Origin of the sequence: Saccharospirillum alexandrii (assembly GCF_043641555.1) — a bacterium.
In the GTDB taxonomy this organism is placed as follows: domain Bacteria; phylum Pseudomonadota; class Gammaproteobacteria; order Pseudomonadales; family Natronospirillaceae; genus Saccharospirillum; species Saccharospirillum alexandrii_A.
The window spans coordinates 761,937-778,319 of sequence record NZ_JBHZRJ010000003.1; the positions used below are offsets into that span (position 1 = coordinate 761,937).

The 16,383-nt window shown below is 57.3% G+C and carries 13 protein-coding genes; 9 read left to right on the plus strand and 4 right to left on the minus strand.

Going from position 1 to position 16,383, the window contains the following annotated elements; translation table 11 throughout:
• The first annotated feature begins 1 nt into the window (after position 1).
• The 4 genes from ACHUE7_RS13630 (at position 2) to ACHUE7_RS13645 (ending at position 4,742) form a co-directional block, all read left to right on the plus strand.
• The gene (locus tag ACHUE7_RS13630; protein ID WP_394170460.1) at positions 2-1,147 is read left to right on the plus strand and encodes a Gfo/Idh/MocA family protein; all 1,146 of its coding nucleotides are present in this window, start codon (positions 2-4) and stop codon (positions 1,145-1,147) included.
• Positions 1,144-2,664, plus strand: coding sequence for a sugar ABC transporter ATP-binding protein (locus ACHUE7_RS13635; protein ID WP_394170461.1), 1,521 nt, complete (start codon positions 1,144-1,146; stop codon positions 2,662-2,664). The genes ACHUE7_RS13630 and ACHUE7_RS13635 overlap by 4 nt, the downstream gene beginning before the upstream one ends.
• Entirely contained in the window at positions 2,664-3,650 is a 987-nt protein-coding gene (locus tag ACHUE7_RS13640) for an ABC transporter permease (protein WP_394170462.1), read from the plus strand. Before ACHUE7_RS13635 ends, ACHUE7_RS13640 begins: the two co-directional genes overlap by 1 nt.
• Before the next feature lie 120 nt (positions 3,651-3,770).
• Positions 3,771-4,742: a substrate-binding domain-containing protein gene (locus ACHUE7_RS13645; RefSeq protein ID WP_394170463.1), complete on the plus strand. Its 972-nt coding sequence runs from the start codon at positions 3,771-3,773 to the stop codon at positions 4,740-4,742.
• A 77-nt stretch (positions 4,743-4,819) separates the two neighbouring features.
• Here ACHUE7_RS13645 and ACHUE7_RS13650 read toward each other — a convergent pair whose 3' ends face one another.
• Genes ACHUE7_RS13650 through ACHUE7_RS13660 form a run of 3 tightly spaced genes read right to left on the minus strand, consistent with a single transcriptional unit; the run spans position 4,820 to position 7,769 of the window.
• Positions 4,820-5,860, minus strand: coding sequence for a M20/M25/M40 family metallo-hydrolase (locus ACHUE7_RS13650; protein ID WP_394170464.1), 1,041 nt, complete (start codon positions 5,858-5,860; stop codon positions 4,820-4,822).
• Positions 5,857-7,080, minus strand: coding sequence for a M20 family metallo-hydrolase (locus tag ACHUE7_RS13655; RefSeq protein ID WP_394170465.1), 1,224 nt, complete (start codon positions 7,078-7,080; stop codon positions 5,857-5,859). Before ACHUE7_RS13655 ends, ACHUE7_RS13650 begins: the two co-directional genes overlap by 4 nt.
• A complete protein-coding gene (locus ACHUE7_RS13660) occupies positions 7,080-7,769 on the minus strand; it encodes a DUF1028 domain-containing protein (protein WP_394170466.1) in 690 nt (229 codons plus the stop codon). The genes ACHUE7_RS13655 and ACHUE7_RS13660 overlap by 1 nt, the downstream gene beginning before the upstream one ends.
• Before the next feature lie 213 nt (positions 7,770-7,982).
• On the opposite strand from ACHUE7_RS13660, the gene ACHUE7_RS13665 reads away from it, so the two are divergent.
• From ACHUE7_RS13665 to ACHUE7_RS13685, 5 genes are all read left to right on the plus strand, one after another.
• On the plus strand, positions 7,983-9,539 hold the full coding sequence (locus tag ACHUE7_RS13665) for an ABC transporter substrate-binding protein (RefSeq protein ID WP_394170467.1): 1,557 nt from the start codon (positions 7,983-7,985) through the stop codon (positions 9,537-9,539).
• A 367-nt stretch (positions 9,540-9,906) separates the two neighbouring features.
• Positions 9,907-10,866, plus strand: coding sequence for an ABC transporter permease (locus tag ACHUE7_RS13670; RefSeq protein ID WP_394170468.1), 960 nt, complete (start codon positions 9,907-9,909; stop codon positions 10,864-10,866).
• 26 nt (positions 10,867-10,892) lie between these two features.
• On the plus strand, positions 10,893-12,785 hold the full coding sequence (locus ACHUE7_RS13675; protein WP_394170469.1) for a dipeptide/oligopeptide/nickel ABC transporter permease/ATP-binding protein: 1,893 nt from the start codon (positions 10,893-10,895) through the stop codon (positions 12,783-12,785).
• On the plus strand, positions 12,782-13,780 hold the full coding sequence (locus ACHUE7_RS13680; RefSeq protein WP_394170470.1) for an ABC transporter ATP-binding protein: 999 nt from the start codon (positions 12,782-12,784) through the stop codon (positions 13,778-13,780). Before ACHUE7_RS13675 ends, ACHUE7_RS13680 begins: the two co-directional genes overlap by 4 nt.
• On the plus strand, positions 13,773-14,513 hold the full coding sequence (locus ACHUE7_RS13685; protein WP_348476432.1) for a FadR/GntR family transcriptional regulator: 741 nt from the start codon (positions 13,773-13,775) through the stop codon (positions 14,511-14,513). The genes ACHUE7_RS13680 and ACHUE7_RS13685 overlap by 8 nt, the downstream gene beginning before the upstream one ends.
• Positions 14,514-14,520: 7 nt before the next feature.
• Here ACHUE7_RS13685 and ACHUE7_RS13690 read toward each other — a convergent pair whose 3' ends face one another.
• Entirely contained in the window at positions 14,521-16,350 is a 1,830-nt protein-coding gene (locus ACHUE7_RS13690; protein WP_394170471.1) for a putative bifunctional diguanylate cyclase/phosphodiesterase, read from the minus strand.
• Positions 16,351-16,383: the final 33 nt, after the last annotated feature.

A 16,383-nucleotide genomic window follows, 5' to 3' on the forward strand; every position in this document is an offset into this window, starting at 1 on the left:
GATGACCCAATCAACTCCCCTGCGCCTGGCGATGATCGGCGGTGGCCCGGGTTCCATGATCGGTGCGGTGCATCGGTTCGCGGCCCGGATGGACAACCGGTTTGAACTGGTCGCCGGTGTTTTCAGCACCCGGCCCGAGAGTAACCGGGAAACCGCCGCACAACTGCGACTCGACACGAGCCGCTGCTACGACAGCTACGAGGCGTTAATTGCTACTGAAGCCAAACGCGGCGATGGCGCCCGTGTTGTGGCGATTACCACGCCGAATTATTTGCATTACCCGATAGCGCTGGCCTGCATTGAGGCGGGGCTGGATGTGATTTGTGAAAAACCGATGACGGTGACGTTAGCCGAGGCTGAGCATTTGGCCGAGCGCGTTGCGGCACAGGGTGTGCGTTTTGTACTGATGCACAATTATTGCGGTTACCCGCTGGTGCAGCATGCGCGTGAGCGGGTTCAGCGCGGCGATCTTGGTCGCATTCTCAGTTTGCAGGTTGAGTATCTGCAGGAATGGCTGAGCGAAGTGCCTTCGGCCGATAACAAACAGGCCGACTGGCGGCTCGACCCCAAGCGTGCCGGGTCGGCCGGTGCTTTGGGTGACATCGGAACCCATGCATTTCAGCTGGCCTGTTTTATATCCGGATTAACGCCCGAGGCCGTCAGTGCGGAACTGACCTGCCAGGTGCCGGGGCGGGTGCTGGATGACAATGTTCAGGCATTGCTGCGCTTTGAAGGCGGGGCTACCGGTATGTTGTGGGCGAGTCAAACAGCACCGGGGTTTGAAAATGCCTTGCGCATTCGTGTTGTTGGCGAAAAGGCATCACTGGAATGGGCGCAGGAGAATCCAAACGAACTCTGGTTCTCGCCCTTGAATCAGCCACGGCAGCGCATTACCCGCCGGGACGACTGGTTCAGCGATGCCACTGGCGAAAGCGTGCGCTTGCCGCCCGGGCATCCGGAAGGGTATCTCGAGGGCTTTGCCAATGTGTATCAGGCGCTGTCAGCAGACGTGAGCACGGCCTCGCAAGGCGGCTGGTTGCCAGATGTATCCACCGGTGTTGATGGCCTGAAATTCATCGCGGCCACTTTGCGTTCTGATCAGAACAACGGTGTCTGGACACCGCTTAACGGTGGAGTCGCCTCATGACCGAGCCGTTTATTCGATTGCATCGTTTGGGCAAATCCTTTGGCCCCAATGTGGTGTTGCAGGACATAAATCTGGACATTCATCCGGGTGAGATTATCGGCATTCTGGGTGAAAACGGGGCGGGTAAATCGACCCTGCTGAAATTGATCAGCGGTGTTTATCAACCCAGTACCGGCACGCTGGAAATGGGTGGTAAACAGTATCAAGAACTCGACCCCGTGACTTCGCGCCGTCTCGGTATCGCAATGATTCCGCAGGAATTTAATCTGGTGCCTACCCTGCGCGTTTACGAAAACGTGTTTCTCGGCCAGGAAGTGCGCAAACACGGCTTTCTCGATCGCACCACCATGCGCCAAAAGACCCGCGAGGTTATGGCCAGCTTGCAATCAACCCTCGACCCGGAAGCACCTATCAGCAGCCTCAGCGTGGCTGAAAAACAATTGGTTGAAGTGGCGCGGGTATTGGTCGATGACGCCCGCGTGGTGATTCTGGATGAGCCGACCACGGTACTGACCGACCCGGAAGTGAAGGTGTTGTTCGACGTTGTGCGTCGTTTGCAGGCCACCGGTGTTGCGGTGCTGTTTATTTCGCACAAGCTGAAAGAAGTGAAGGACCTGTGTCATACGGTGCTGATCCTTCGTGATGGGCAGGTAGTTGAACAATGCGCCACCGACGATCTGGATGAGGAAAGCATGGCCCGCAAAATGGTCGGCCGGGAATTGTCACAGGTGTTTCCTGAAAAGCAGGGGCAGCACGGCAAGGTTGCACTGGAGGTGCGCCAGCTGTCGCTTGACTCTGTGTTAAGCGATGTGAGTTTCACGTTGCACCGCGGTCAGATTCTCGGCTTGTCCGGACTGGTCGGGTCTGGGCGAACGGAGATCGCCGAAACCATAATGGGCCTGCGCCAGAAAACCTCGGGCCAGATTCTCATCAATGGAGAACCCTGCACGATTCAGTCACCGGAAGATGCGCATCGCCGCAACCTGGCCTATTTGTCGGAAGACCGGCAGGGCAAGGGCCTGGTGATGAGTTTTAATCTGATTGAAAACATCACGCTGCTGAGCCTAAAACGGTACATCAAGGGGCTGATTCGTCCCCGGGCCGAACGTCGCCAGGCAGAGCATTACCAAAAGGCACTGAGCATTCGCACCGCTAGCCTGACAACCGAAGTCGGGCTGCTCAGTGGCGGGAATCAGCAAAAGGTCTATCTGGCCAAATTACTGGATATTGAACCCGAGATCCTGATTCTCGATGAACCCACGCGCGGCATTGATGTGGGAACCAAACACGAGTTTTACCGGTTGATCCGGGGGTTGGCCAGCGAAGGCAAGGCGATACTGGTGATCTCGTCGGAACTGGAAGAAATCATTGGCTTGTGTGATCAGGTGTTGGTGGTACGCGAAGGGCGTATTGTCGCCGACCTGCACGATGAACGGATAAATGAGGAAGATATCATGTTGTATGCAGCGGGCGCCCGGGGCGCGTCGAACGTTACCGAAGCAGGAGTGGCGTTGTGATGAACCAGGCAAGAACCCTTACCGATCGTTTCTCCAGCAGCGTCAATCGCCTCGGACTGGATCTGACGATTCTCGCCCCGTTGATCGCTCTGGTTGTGTTGCTGATCGCGTCGTCGCTGGCCAGTGAATATTTCCTCAACACCCGCAACCTGACCAATGTGATGCGTCAGGTTTCCTACACCGGCATCATCGCCATCGGGGTCACCTTTGTGATTATCGGCGGTGGCATCGATTTGTCCGTCGGGTCGATGGTGGCATTGGTGGGTGTGTTGTTGCTCTATGCGTTGAACTCGGTCACCGATCCGGTGATGGCGATTGTGGTCGGCATTTTGGTGGCACTCGGCAGCGGTGCGCTGTTCGGCGTATTCAACGGTTTGCTGGTCACGCGGGGCAAAATCACCGCCTTTATTGCAACGCTGGCTACCATGTCCATTTTCCGCTCTGTGGCCTTGTATCTGACCGATGCCGGTGAAGTGGTGTCCCGCAATCCGCTGTTCCCGAATTTGGGTGGCGGCTATTGGCTGGGCGTACCGATTCCGGTCTGGGCGTTTCTGATCCTGGCGGTGGTGGCTCATATCCTGTTGTTTTACACCCGCTTTGGCCGGCATTTGTGTGCCGTCGGTGCCAATGCTCAGGTCGCGCGGTATTCCGGTATTCGGGTCAGAACGGTCATTCTCGGCAGCTTTACCATTGCCGGTGGCTGTGTGGGGTTGTCGGCGATCATGCTGGCCTCTCGCCTGAATTCAATCAGCCCCAGCGACGCCGGGGTGCTTTATGAACTGGATGCGATTGCCGCAGTGGTGATTGGTGGTACGGCGTTGTCGGGTGGCAAGGGCTCTATTTGGGGCACGGTCATTGGTGCGCTGATTCTGGGCATCATCAACAACATGCTGAACTTGCTGGGGGTATCACCCTATTTGCAGGGGCTGGTGAAGGGTTCGGTGATCCTGATTGCTGTGCTGGTGCAGTACAAGCGTCAGCAGTAGATCGGGGTTTAATGAAAACCATGGCCGGTTCGTCATCGGCCTTGTTCGGCGCAAGCCAGGTAGGCATCTCCCTGCAACAGAGGGGATGGGATAACAACAATCAGAGATGGGACGGAAATCATGAAACTGAAAAAACTGTTAAAAACGGCGGCGGTAGCGACTGCATTGTCGGTAACGCCTTTTGTTGCCTTCGGCGAAGACAGCTACCACATTGGGGTCAGTGTGCCATCGGCCGACCACGGCTGGACAGCTGGCCTGTTATGGTGGGCTCGCCAGGCTTCGGAAGATCTGTCGGCGAAATACCCCGACATTGAGTTCACTATTCTGGCGGCGAACTCGGGCACGGCTCAGGTGGGCGATGTGGAAGATTTGCGCGTACGCCAGATCGATGCGCTGGTCATACTGCCGCACAACCCAGCCACGCTGCAGCAGGTGATTGCCGAGACCTATCAGGATGGCATTTACACCGTGGTGGTTGACCGTGAACTGGAAACACCAACGCAGGATGTGTTCCTGGCTGGTGACAACCCGGGCATGGGTGAGCAGGCAGCAAAGTACATGGCTGATGCGATGGACGGCGAAGGCAATGTGGTTGTGATCGAAGGGCCCTCGATTCCGATCAACAGCCAGCGCGTCAATGCGTTCAATGCAGAAATGGAGCGTCACCCGGGCATCACCATTCTGGATTCCCAGTCCGGTGAGTGGAACCCGCAAACGTCGCTGAACGTGATGGAAGACATGCTGGCGCGCCACCCGCACATCGATGCGGTTTGGGCCGGTGATGACGATGCCCTCAAGGGGGTGCTGACGGCAATTGAAGAATCCGGTCGTGATGACATTAAGATTCTGGTCGGCGGTGGTGGTTCCAAAGACGTGATCGGCATGATCCGTGACAACCACCCGATTGTAAAAGCAACGGTAACCTATCCGCCCAACATGATTGCGTCCGGCATTGCACTGGCTGTACATGGAGTGCGCGGTGAGAAAATGGGTGACATGTACCACGGTGTTCCGTCGCGCATGGTGCTGGCGGCCGATCCAATCACGGCCGACAATGCCGATGATTTTTACGAGCCCGATGCGGCATACTGATCGACCCTGGATGTTGAGAAAACCCGGCTAGCGATAGCCGGGTTTTTTTGTTTCCGGCGAACGCCTAACTCATGACGTTAACTGCTCAGCACATATCCGGTTAGTAGTTGAGTAACAGCAATCAAACTTTTTTGATGGGTTCGTTCGTAACCGTGGGTGCTGTCTGTTCCAAAGCCAACCAGTGCTGTGGACGCATCGTAGCCAGCAGTGAGCGTGGACGAACAGTCGCTGTGATAGTGGCGGAATACGTCTCGTATAAAACTCACCTGGTGTTCTGTTGCTATCCGGTCGAGTCGGTCGAGTAGTGCGCGGCTGTGGGGTCCGAGGGCGTCTTTGTATCCGAGAGTGGCGCAGTCTTCCCGGCTGGCCTGATTGTTGGCCACCGGGGCGATGTCGACGCTGATTAACTCTTCAATTGCTCGGGGCAGGGCAGTGCCGGCGCCCAGGCCAATTTCTTCGGCGTTGGTGAAGGCCAATATCACCGGTTGTGCGGGTGTCAGCTTGTTTTCCTGCAGCAAATACAGCATTTCCAGTACGCAGGCGATGCCGGCTTTGTTGTCCAGAAACCGGCTGATGAGATAACCGGAGTCGTCGAATTCAGGGGCCGGGTCGATGCTGACGATGTCGCCAGGTTGAACGCCGAGCGCGAGGGTTTCTTCCCGGCTTGAGGTGGGCCGGTCGAGTCGGGCGCTCAGTTGTGACCAGGCTATGGGTTGGGTATCGACAGCGTCGTTCCAGGCATGGCCGGATGACAGTAATGGCAACAAGCTGGCCCGGATCGGGCCCTGGCGTGTTTTTACTGTGACCCGGGCGCCTTCTGCGAAACGGGCGGACCAGGTGCCCAGCGGTGTGACTTCAAGCCGGCCATCGTCGCGAATGAATTGCACCATGGCGCCCAGGGTGTCGAGGTGGGCGGCGATTACGCGTTTGGGGTTGTCGCCCGATTGCGCCAGTACATTGCCCCGGTGCGTTTGGCTGACCTGCCAGCCAAAGGGAGCCAATCGCTCGCACATGGCATGTTCTATGGCTGCTGTATCGCCGGTGGGGCTGTCGATGCGCAGGAGTTGGTCGAGGGTGGTTAACAGTCGCTGGATATTGACCTTGGGTAGACTGCTCATGCCGGTACCTCCCAGTTCAGCAGGGCGTGTTTGATGACCTGGGCAGCGGCGTTGGCATCGGCTTCGGTGATCGCTTCGTCCGGGTGGTGGCTGAGGCCGTCGGTGCAGCGTACGAAGAGCATGCCAATGGGCATGCTACGGGCCATGGCTAGACCGTCATGACCGGCACCGCTGAACAGAGTGTGGGGTTTCCAGCCGCAGCTGGTTATGGCGTTGTGCAGTTGGTGTTGAATGGCCGGTGAGCAGTCTACTTCCTGCTGTTCATAAACCAGGTCATGTTTCCACTGGCAGGCATGCGCGGCAATGCGGTCATTCAATAGGGCAAGCAATTGCTGGCGGGCGGTTTCGCGGACCCGGGTAACCGGTGAGCGCAGTTCGATGGTCAGATCAACGCCGCTGGGGATGACATTGACGGCATTGGGCGTCACGTTCAATTCGCCGACGACGCCGACCAGGTCTTCGGTGTTCTGGCAGAGGTCGTTGACCGCGCGCACCACTTCGGTCGCTGCAAGCAGCGCATCCTGTCGCAAATGCATCGGGGTGGTGCCAGCGTGGCCGGCCTTCCCGGTGATGCGCACCTTGTGGCGTTCAATGCCGGTGATGGCCGAGACCACACCCACGGGCAGGTCGAGCGATTCCAGAATAGGCCCCTGTTCAATGTGAACTTCAAGAAAACCGGCCAGTTGAGTTGGATCCCGTTTCAGGGTCGGTATCTGATCCGTATTGGCACCCAAGCTGCGAAGCGCACTTTCCAGTGTGGTGCCGTCACGGTCAGTCGCATTCAGGATGTCGGGGTTGAAGCTGCCGGCCAGAGCTGAGCTGCCGACCAGCGTGGATGAAAACCGGGCGCCTTCCTCGTCGCTGAACGCGATCAGTTCAATGTTAACTGGCAGGGTTTCATTCTGCTCATGAAGGTGTTGCAGCACGGCCAGCGGCAGCAGTATGCCGAGCATGCCGTCGTAGGCGCCGCCCTGGCGCACGGTGTCCTGATGCGAGCCAATAATCAGGGTTTTACGGTTTGGCTTGTGGTCGGTGCGCCCGACCAGGTTGCCGGCACCGTCGAGTTCGGTTGCAAGGCCAGCTTGCTTCATCCAGCCTTCCAGATCGGTCAGTAAGGCTTTGTGTTCCGGTGAGCCTAGCAGCCGGGTAACGCCCGGCCCTGGTTCGGAATGGCGTGCTGCCTGTTCAGACCAGGCCATGATGCGTTTGCCCAGAGACATTAACGAACCTCCTTGCGATTGACGTGCCCGGTTTTTGTGGGGTGAGCCAGGGTGGGTACCCCTGCCAGAAATTCCTGGAAGGGTTCGCTTTGTGTTTTGTGGTACAGAATTTTCAACTGCTCGATGCAATCGCGTTCGGCCCAGTCGACGCGCAGGTCGACCGGGGGTTTGTCGGGGTAGTGAACTTTCAGGGCGGCGCTGTGGGTGCCGCGAAAATCACCGCCGATGCGCTCACCTTCCATCATCGCCGCCAGCAAGCGGTCGTGCAGTGGCGCGGCTGATAATTGCTGAAAGGCGCGTTTCATCGCCAGCACAATGTCGGTGCTGTTGAGCATATTGCCGGCGACCGCGAAATTCGGCTCACACAGGTGCAACTTGGCATCGAGATTGTCTGAACCGGTGTGCCCGGCCGTGTTGCCCCAACGGTCGCAGACAATGAGTTGCCGCTGTGCCTGGCCTTCGTCGGCCTCGACCAGCCGGTCCCGCACCTGGTCGGCCCTCAATCCCTCATTCAGTAACGCCAGCCCCTTATCGCCATAGAGCCAGTTGGTGAAGGCCCCCTGGGTGGCAATGGCGCCCTGACCACACCGCACATGCGGCACAAAGCCGCCAACCGCGACACTGCCGGTGGCCGTGGCAACGCCGACGGCGCCGCTCGCTGGGTCTGTGGCGATGATGGAGTAGGTCATGCAGGTATCCGTTCAGACTGTTGGCTTAATTTATCATCATAAAATTTATTGCGTCCACTAATTTATAGTGATAAATGTAATAGGGCAGTGTGACTGAACCCGACCTTCCTACTCTCCAGAGGTTGAGAAAGCGAGAGCCAGAGGATGAGAAAAATGGAGCTTACACTGCACGCAATCACAACAATAAACGGTCAACACAGAGAGGCACTTAAGGTGAAACGCGTCGTCCAATCCCTGCTTTTCGGACTGGTTGCACTGGCCAGCAGTCCACTATGGGCCGAAACGCCCCCCAATGTCCTGATTGTCGGTCAGATTGCCGAGCCACAGTCTCTGGACCCTCATGCAGTAACCGCAGTGAACGATTTTCGGATTCTGGTGAACGTCTACGACGGCCTGGTACGCTATGCCGACGGCACGCTCAACGTAGAGCCTTCGTTGGCCCAAAACTGGACCATTAGCGACGATGGTCTGGAATACACCTTCAATCTGCGCGAAGACGTGTCATTTCACGATGGCTCGCCCTTCAATGCCGAAGCTGTGGTGTTCAATTTCGAACGCATGCTGAACGAAGACCACCCTTATTACGACACCGGCCCTTTCCCGCTGGCGTTCTATTTCGGACAGGTGGATACCGTTGAAGCTGTGAGTGAATATCAGGTCAAATTCACACTGACTGAACCCTTCGCTCCCTTCTTATCGAACCTGGCGTATCCCACAGGCCTGATCATTTCACCGGAGGCGGTACGTGAACATGGCGAAGAGGTTGGGCGGAACCCGTCCGGCACCGGCGCCTTTCAGTTTGAAGAGTGGCAGGCCAACCAGCGCGTGGTGGTCACCCGTAATCCGGATTACTGGGACGGTGCGCCCTCACTGGAAGCTGTGGTCTTCCGCCCCATTACCGATGCCAATACCCGGGTGGCGGAAATGCTCTCCGGCGGTATCGATCTGATGGTGGAAGTACCGCCTGACAACGTATCGACCTTTGTCCAAGAGGGCTCGTTTGAGCTGTACGAACAGGCCGGTCCGCACCTGTGGTTTCTGATTCTCAATATGAAAGAAGCGCCTTTTAATAATAAGGCGATGCGCCAGGCTGTGAACTACGCCATCGATAAGGAATCGCTGGTGAACGATATTTTGCAGGGCACTGCCACGGTCGCGACCGGGCCAACACCGCCAGCCTTTGGCTGGGCGTACAATGATGACCTCGAACCTTATCCTTATGATCCGGAGCGTGCTCGCGAACTGATTGCCGAAGCCGGTGGTGAAGGCGCCGAAATAACCTTTTATGTCACCGAGGGCGGCTCGGGCATGCTCGACCCCATTTCCATGGGTACGGCCATTCAGGCTGATCTGGCTGCTGTAGGCCTGGATGTCAGCATCGAAACCTATGAATGGAATACCTTCCTCGGTGAAGTAAATCCGGGGCTGGAAGGCAAGGCGGACATGGCCGAGATGGCCTGGATGACCAACGACCCGGACACCCTGCCATTCCTGGCATTGCGTACTGAAGCCTTCCCGGAAAACGGTGGCTTCAACTCCGGCTATTACAGCAACCCTGAGGTGGATGAACTGCTGAACCAGGCCCGTACCAGTACCGATCAGGATGAGCGTGCGCGGCTGTACCGGGAAATGCAGGCCATTGTTTATGACGATGCACCCTGGGCCTTTATCGCCAACTGGCAGCAAAACGCCGTGGCGACAGATGCGGTCGAGAACTTCAAGTTACAGCCCTCCTTCCTGTTGCAATTGCACGATGTGAGCAAGCCGTAATTGAGCTGTGGTCGGCCCGGGTGCCGACCTAACCCTGTCGGCCGGTGCCTTGAAACGAAACACTGGCCGGGGGTTTCTATTACCAATTCAGCTTCGGAGTTGACTGGGTGGCTTTGGTCCGCGTCGGCTACCGGTTATGCCTCTGCAGGGTCGGCGTGAATCCGTCCTGGCGGTCCGACGTCTCGGGCCTAGACCGCAGGATATGAATCCCCTCCATGGGATTCACCCTTCGGGCTCGCTGCGCTCGTGCTAAAACGCTCCTGGCGTTTTAGTCCATGCTGCGGACTACCCTGCAGAGGCATAACCGGCATCCGACGCTCGCTTCGTGCGTCCTCCGAAACTTGAGTTACAGCAGGCAGGGTGAATCATGCGCAGTCCTATCTGGCCTTATATAGGCAAACGACTGGTAATGACCTTACCGGTACTGTTGGGCCTGACTCTTATTGTCTTTTTTATTATGGCGCTGATTCCGGGTGATCCTGCGACCGCCATTCTGGGGTCTTACGCCACGCCCGAAAACGTGGCCCGGCTCAATGCCCAATTGGGTTTGGATAAGCCCCTGGTCAGTCAGTATTTCACCTGGCTGGGCAATCTGTTGCAGGGCGATCTCGGGCGTTCCTTTAACCAGAACCGTGAGGTACTGGACATTGTGAACGAGCGGTTTGGGGCCACCTTAATTCTGGCCGGTACGGCGCTGGTATTGTGTTCGATCATGGGGTTATTGGTCGGCATTATTTCAGCCGTCAAACAGTACGGGTTCGCCGATAAAGTGCTGACGCTGATCGTACTGATCGGCATTTCCACGCCCGCCTTCTGGCTGGGCCTGCTGATGATCATGTTGTTCGCGGTTGAATGGCGGCTGTTGCCCGCCAGCGGCATGTACGCCGTCTATGGCGGAGGTGACTTGCCCGATCTGATCCGGCACCTGATTCTGCCCGCCGGTACGCTGGCCTTTATTGCCACTGGTGTGATTGCGCGACTGACCCGCGCCAGCATGCTGGAAGTATTGCGACAGGATTATATTCGTACCGCCCGGGCCAAGGGGTTGGCCGAGCGACGGGTAATTTATCGACACGCCTTCAAGGCTGCCCTGGTCAGTATCGTCCCTGTTATCGGTATACAGGCCGGTTTTGTGCTGGGCGGAGCCGTCTACATCGAAACGGTTTTTCAATGGCCGGGCATCGGCAGCATGCTGGTGACCGCAATTTCCACGCGAGATCTGTTGCTGGTGCAGGGTGGGGTGCTCGTTGTTGCGGCTGCCTATGTGTTCTTTAATCTACTTGCCGACGTGGTGCAGGTGTTGCTGGATCCGAGGGTGACGTCATGACGGTTGCCAATGATAGCGGATCGGGTATGACCCGAAAATCGGGCCGGGCAGGGCCATTTAAACTGCTGATGCGCAACCAGTTGGCGGGTTTTGGGTTGGTGGTGCTTGCCATTGTCTTGTTACTGGTTGCGCTAACACCCTGGTTGCCACTGGCCGATCCGAATATTACCGACCCGGCACAGCGGTTGTTGCCGCCGTTGACACCGGGTAACTGGCTGGGAACCGACCAGCTTGGTCGCGATATGTTGTCGCGCCTGCTCTGGGGTACCCGGGTCTCGCTGGCGGTGGGCATTGTCGCGACGCTGGTGGCAGCTACGCTTGGTTCTGCCATTGGGTTACTGGCCGGGTATTTTGGCGGACGGGTTGATGGCACTCTGATGCGCGGCATCGACATGCTGATGGCCTTTCCCTACATCCTGCTGGCGCTGGCTATCGTTGCGGTGCTCGGGCCCGGCTTGTTGAATGCGCTGTACGCTATTGCCATTGTTAATATTCCCTTTTTCGCCAGAAACGTGCGGGGCGTGGTGGTGACATTGCGCAACCGGGAATTCGTAGATGCGGCCCGCTTATCGGGCAAGGGCGATGTGTTGATTGTGCTGACCGAAGTCTTGCCTAATGTGCTGCCGGTGATTGTGATCACCATGTCGACCACCGTTGGCTGGATGATTCTGGAAACTGCTGGCCTTTCGTTTTTGGGGTTGGGTGCTCAACCACCCACAGCCGATCTGGGCTCCATTCTTGGTGAAGGTCGGAGGCTGATTATTAATGCCCCCCATGTAGCAACCTTGCCTGGTCTGGTGATCTTTATTCTGGTGATGAGCATTAACCTGCTCGGTGACGGCGTGCGCGATGCGCTCGACCCGCGCCTGAAAGCCGGTGCCCTGATGCGGCCGGCAGCCAGAACCCGGGTTGCCAGTGCGGCCAAAAAAGCACCGGCACAGGCGCAACAGGGGCTGTTGGATGTGGTTGAATTGCGCACCGAGTTTCACATTGGTTCAGAAGTGCACCGGGCGGTCAACGGGCCCAGTTTTTCCATCGCGCCCGGTGAGTGCCTGGGCATCATCGGTGAGTCGGGCTCTGGCAAGTCGGTCACGGCGATGTCGTTGCTGGGGCTGGTGGCCTCGCCGCCGGGCACCATTATGGATGGCCAGGTGAATTATCGGGGAGAAAACTTGCTGGCGGTTGACGATAACCGGCTGCGCACGCTGCGCGGCGGTGAACTGGCCTATATTTTTCAGGACCCGCTGTCGACGCTGCACCCGCTTTTTACCATTGGTGACCAGTTAGTGGAAGCACTGAGAGCGCATCAGCCATTGAGCTATCAGGCGGCCTGGCAAAAAGCCGTGGTCCTGCTTGAACAGGTGCGCATACCCAATGCGAAGGCAAGAGCGAAGGTCTACCCGCATCAGCTGTCGGGCGGTATGCGCCAGCGGGTTAGCATTGCCATGGCACTGGCTAACGAACCGCAACTGATCATTGCCGACGAACCGACAACCGCACTGGATGTGACCGTTCAGGCGCAGGTACTGAAGCTATTGAATCAGCTTCGTCATGAACAACACTCGAGCCTGATGTTTATCACTCACGACTTTGGTGTCGTGGCGGAACTGTGCGACCGGGTTGCAGTGATGTATGCCGGCGAACTGGTCGAGGTGGGCCCGGTCGCCGAAGTACTGGCCCGGCCGGTACACCCTTATACCCGGCGACTGATCGCCTGTGTTCCTGATGTGAACCGGGTTTCAGACCGGCTGACGGAGATTCCCGGCCTGCCGCCCAAGGTGAACGACTTGCCGGTCGGCTGCAAGTTTGCCGATCGCTGCGACCAGGTAACCGATGCCTGCCGGGCCGCCCCGGTTGAACTGGAAACATTGACCGACAGCCGGCAAGCACGCTGCATCTTTGCGCGGGAGGTATTATGACAACGCAGACCAAGCTGGAAGTCAGTGACCTGGTTAAACACTTTGGTGGCGGGCTGTCGCTCATGCGCAAACGCCGACCGTCGGTACAAGCCGTTCGGGGTATTACACTGAAGGTGATTGCCGGTGAAATTTTAGGCGTGGTAGGCGAGTCCGGGTGTGGCAAATCCACACTGGCTAAAATGCTGGTGGGGCTCGACCAGCCGAGCGAAGGTACTATTCAACTCGATGGCAAAGATCTGGTGGGCGCCAACGGTAAGGTGAACCTCAAGCAACACGCACGCCGGGTTCAGTATATTTTTCAGGATCCGATTTCTTCGTTGAACCCGCGTAAAACCATTCGTGACATCTTGTCTGCACCACTGATTTACTTGCAAGGTCTGTCGGCAGAGCAACGCCAAAGCCGGCTGGAGGAGCTGATGACGCAAGTGAATCTGCGTCCTGAGTTTCTGGAACGCTACCCCCATGAGTTCTCCGGTGGTCAGGCTCAGCGCATTGGTGTGGCCCGGGCGTTGGCCGCAGAGGCGGACGTGCTGATACTGGATGAGCCTGTCTCTGCGCTGGACGTCTCGGTTCAGGCGCAAGTGCTGAACCTGTTCAAGGATCTGCGCGAATCGCTGCAATTGACCTATGTGTTTATCAGTCACGATCTGGGCGTGGTGCGAAATTTCTGCGACCGGGTCGCGGTCATGTACCTGGGGAGAGTGGTCGAGGAGGGACCGGTCGAGGCTATATTCAGTCAGCCACGCCACCCCTATACTCAGCGGTTGCTCGACAGCGTTCCCGGTCAGTCGGTGCGCAAGTTGCCAGCAGAAGACGATGCGGTCGAATTACCCGACCCGATGCATCCGCCGGCGGGATGCGCCTTCGCCGCGCGTTGCCCGGTGGCGACGGACGAATGCCGGCAGTCTGATCCCGAGCTGGACGCACTGGCGACCGGCCACCGGGTGGCGTGTTATCATCCGTTGTCTCCACCGGATGCGATTAACCATGACTAAACGTTCCGACCAGGTTGCCGATGCGTTGAAAGGGCTGATCGCAGAGCATCGGCTGAAGCCGGGCGACCGTCTGCCTCAGGAAAAAGACCTGATGGTGCAGTTTGCCGCCAGCAAGGGTACTGTGCGTGAAGCGTTGAAGGCACTCGATACCCAGGGCCTGATTGTCACGCGAACCGGCCCTGGCGGCGGCGCCTTCGTCGCCGACGTACCGCCCGACCGCGCGATGTCGCTACTTGCCAACTACTTTTATTTTAAAGACATCACCATTCACGATATCTACCAACTGCGTGTTCATCTGGAACCGGAGCTTGCCGCTTCAGTCTGTGGTCGTTTGTCGAACGATGATTTTCAGCGCCTGCAGAACACCATGACTATCTACGATGCACCGCCCAAAAACCAGAAGGAAGAGCACTCCCAGCGCCTGGCTGAACTGAGTTTTCATGAAGTGCTGGTCGATTTGTGCCCCAACCCCATTCTGAGTTTTACCTGTCATTTTTTACTCGGCCTGCTCAAAAATCTGCGCCTTTGCCACGACATCTACGACCTGCCCAACCCGGAACTCTGGGAAACCGGCCGGCATTTTCAGATGCAGTTGTTAGGCGCCCTTAAGCGCAAAGATGAAGAAGAGGTTCGTCGCGTCATGCGCGCCCATATGATCCGAGCTGAAAGCCTGATGCAGGCTCAGGAAACCATCGTTCTGGATGAGTTTTTGCCGTCGAAAAGACTGCCTTGACAGGGCGCTAGTTGCCCTTCAATAACACAGCCAACTGTTCAAACGGCATAGGACGGTGCAGCAGGTAGCCTTGTAAATAGGCGCAGCCCTGTGCCTGCAGCCAGTCTGCCTGGGTGACTGTCTCAACTCCTTCAGCGACCACCGACATACCCAAGCCCCGTGCCAAACCAAGTATCGACAGAGTGATGGCCTTATCGTCCTGTTTGTCGGGCAGGCCCGAAACAAAGGAACGATCAATTTTCAAGTGGGTAAAGGGCAGGTGCTTGAGTCGAGACAGCGATGAATAGCCGGTTCCGAAATCGTCAATCGACAGGCTGGCGCCCATTTCGACCAGGGTGGTCAGATTGTCGAGAAGGGATTTGGTATCACTCTCAATGGCGTCTTCGGTGACTTCAAAATCCAGTGTCGAGGCGGGAAGCTGGGCGCGTTGCAACTGGTTGCGCACGGAACCGGCGAACTCCGGGTCCAGCAATTGCTCGGCCGATAAATTCAAACTGATGCCAGGAATCGATACACCCTGGTCACGCAGTGTCAACACGTCTTCCAGCACGGTTTCCAGTATAGCCTGGCCCAGATCTTTCATCAGGTTGGCAGAGCGAACGAGGTTCAGAAAACCATCGGGGCTGATCAGTCCCCGTTCCGGGTGTTGCCAGCGTACCAGGGCTTCAACACTGACGATCTTCTGGCTAAAGGCATCGACGATCGGCTGGTAATAGGCCACCAGTTCGCGCGAGGCGATGGCGTGGCGCATTTCAGCTTCGGCCTGGAATTTCTGGCGGGCTTGTATGGACAGGTCGGCATTGAAAAACCGGGCCTGGCCACGCCCGCATTCCTTGGCCTGATACATGGCAGCTTCGGCTTGTTTGAGCAGACTCTGAGGGTCTTTACTATCGGCCGGGTACAGGCTGATGCCTATGGATACGGTGGTCGCGACATCGACTTCCGTCATCGACAAGGGTTGCGACAACAACGCCTGAATCTGGTCGGCCACCTGACGCAACGCCTCCGGTTCCGTTGTGTGGCGTAGCAGCAGTAGAAATTCATCGCCACCACTGCGGGCAACCTTTTCCTTGCCACTGATGCGCAGCGATTGGAGCCGGCTGGCGGTTTCCTGAATCAGATGGTTGCCAATGGTCTCGCCCATGCCGTCGTTGATGCTTTTGATTCGGTCGATGTCGATCCAGAATACAGCCATCGAAGGTGTGGTCTTTTCCGTCTTGCACAGATAATCCAGTTGCTTGCGAAAGGCGCGCAGATTCGGCAGTCCCGTCAGTTCATCGTAATGACTGATAAAATCGAGAGCTTGCTGGGAGGCATGCCAGGCCTCGTAGGAATTGATGAGACTGATGGTGTCGGCCACCACCGTAACGATTGAAATCTCGGGCAGTGTCCAGGCACGATGGCTGGTCGCTTCCAGACAAATAACGCCGCTGAGATTGCTGCCATCGAACACCGGCGCATCCAGTATTGATTCAATGCCCAGTGGTTGCAGATAGAGATCGTTGAATTGCCGGGTGCGGGGGTCGGTCGGTGCATCGCGGGCATCGATGACTTCCGCGGTCAGCATTGCATCGAAATACAAGGGGTTTTGTTCGCGGCTCAGGATGGTGTCGTCGGTAAAGATGCCGTCGCTGAGCGTATTCAGACACTCCAGATTAATCGCGTCGCCGCTGTCGGTCAGTTTCCACACGCTGACGCGTTCAACGCGCAGCAGGCGGCCGCACAGATCCAGCAGAGCCGACATCTTTTCAATACGGGAACTCTGGATGAACGCCGAGTCATGGCTGAGTGACATCAGAGCTCGGTGGTATTCAATGAACTCTTCATTTTGATTCATTACGGAAACTGTACTGCCCGGGTCCGTTGTGCA

Excerpts from the sequence above, each read along its gene's own strand:
- ACHUE7_RS13630 (WP_394170460.1), top strand. The coding sequence starts at position 2 with ATGACCCAATCAACTCCCCTGCGCCTGGCGATGATCGGCGGTGGCCCG.
- ACHUE7_RS13635 (WP_394170461.1), top strand. The coding sequence starts at position 1,144 with ATGACCGAGCCGTTTATTCGATTGCATCGTTTGGGCAAATCCTTTGGC.
- ACHUE7_RS13640 (WP_394170462.1), top strand. The coding sequence starts at position 2,664 with ATGAACCAGGCAAGAACCCTTACCGATCGTTTCTCCAGCAGCGTCAAT.
- ACHUE7_RS13645 (WP_394170463.1), top strand. The coding sequence starts at position 3,771 with ATGAAACTGAAAAAACTGTTAAAAACGGCGGCGGTAGCGACTGCATTG.
- ACHUE7_RS13650 (WP_394170464.1), bottom strand. The coding sequence starts at position 5,860 with ATGAGCAGTCTACCCAAGGTCAATATCCAGCGACTGTTAACCACCCTC.
- ACHUE7_RS13655 (WP_394170465.1), bottom strand. The coding sequence starts at position 7,080 with ATGTCTCTGGGCAAACGCATCATGGCCTGGTCTGAACAGGCAGCACGC.
- ACHUE7_RS13660 (WP_394170466.1), bottom strand. The coding sequence starts at position 7,769 with ATGACCTACTCCATCATCGCCACAGACCCAGCGAGCGGCGCCGTCGGC.
- ACHUE7_RS13670 (WP_394170468.1), top strand. The coding sequence starts at position 9,907 with ATGCGCAGTCCTATCTGGCCTTATATAGGCAAACGACTGGTAATGACC.
- ACHUE7_RS13675 (WP_394170469.1), top strand. The coding sequence starts at position 10,893 with ATGACCCGAAAATCGGGCCGGGCAGGGCCATTTAAACTGCTGATGCGC.
- ACHUE7_RS13680 (WP_394170470.1), top strand. The coding sequence starts at position 12,782 with ATGACAACGCAGACCAAGCTGGAAGTCAGTGACCTGGTTAAACACTTT.
- ACHUE7_RS13685 (WP_348476432.1), top strand. The coding sequence starts at position 13,773 with ATGACTAAACGTTCCGACCAGGTTGCCGATGCGTTGAAAGGGCTGATC.
- ACHUE7_RS13690 (WP_394170471.1), bottom strand. The coding sequence starts at position 16,350 with ATGAATCAAAATGAAGAGTTCATTGAATACCACCGAGCTCTGATGTCA.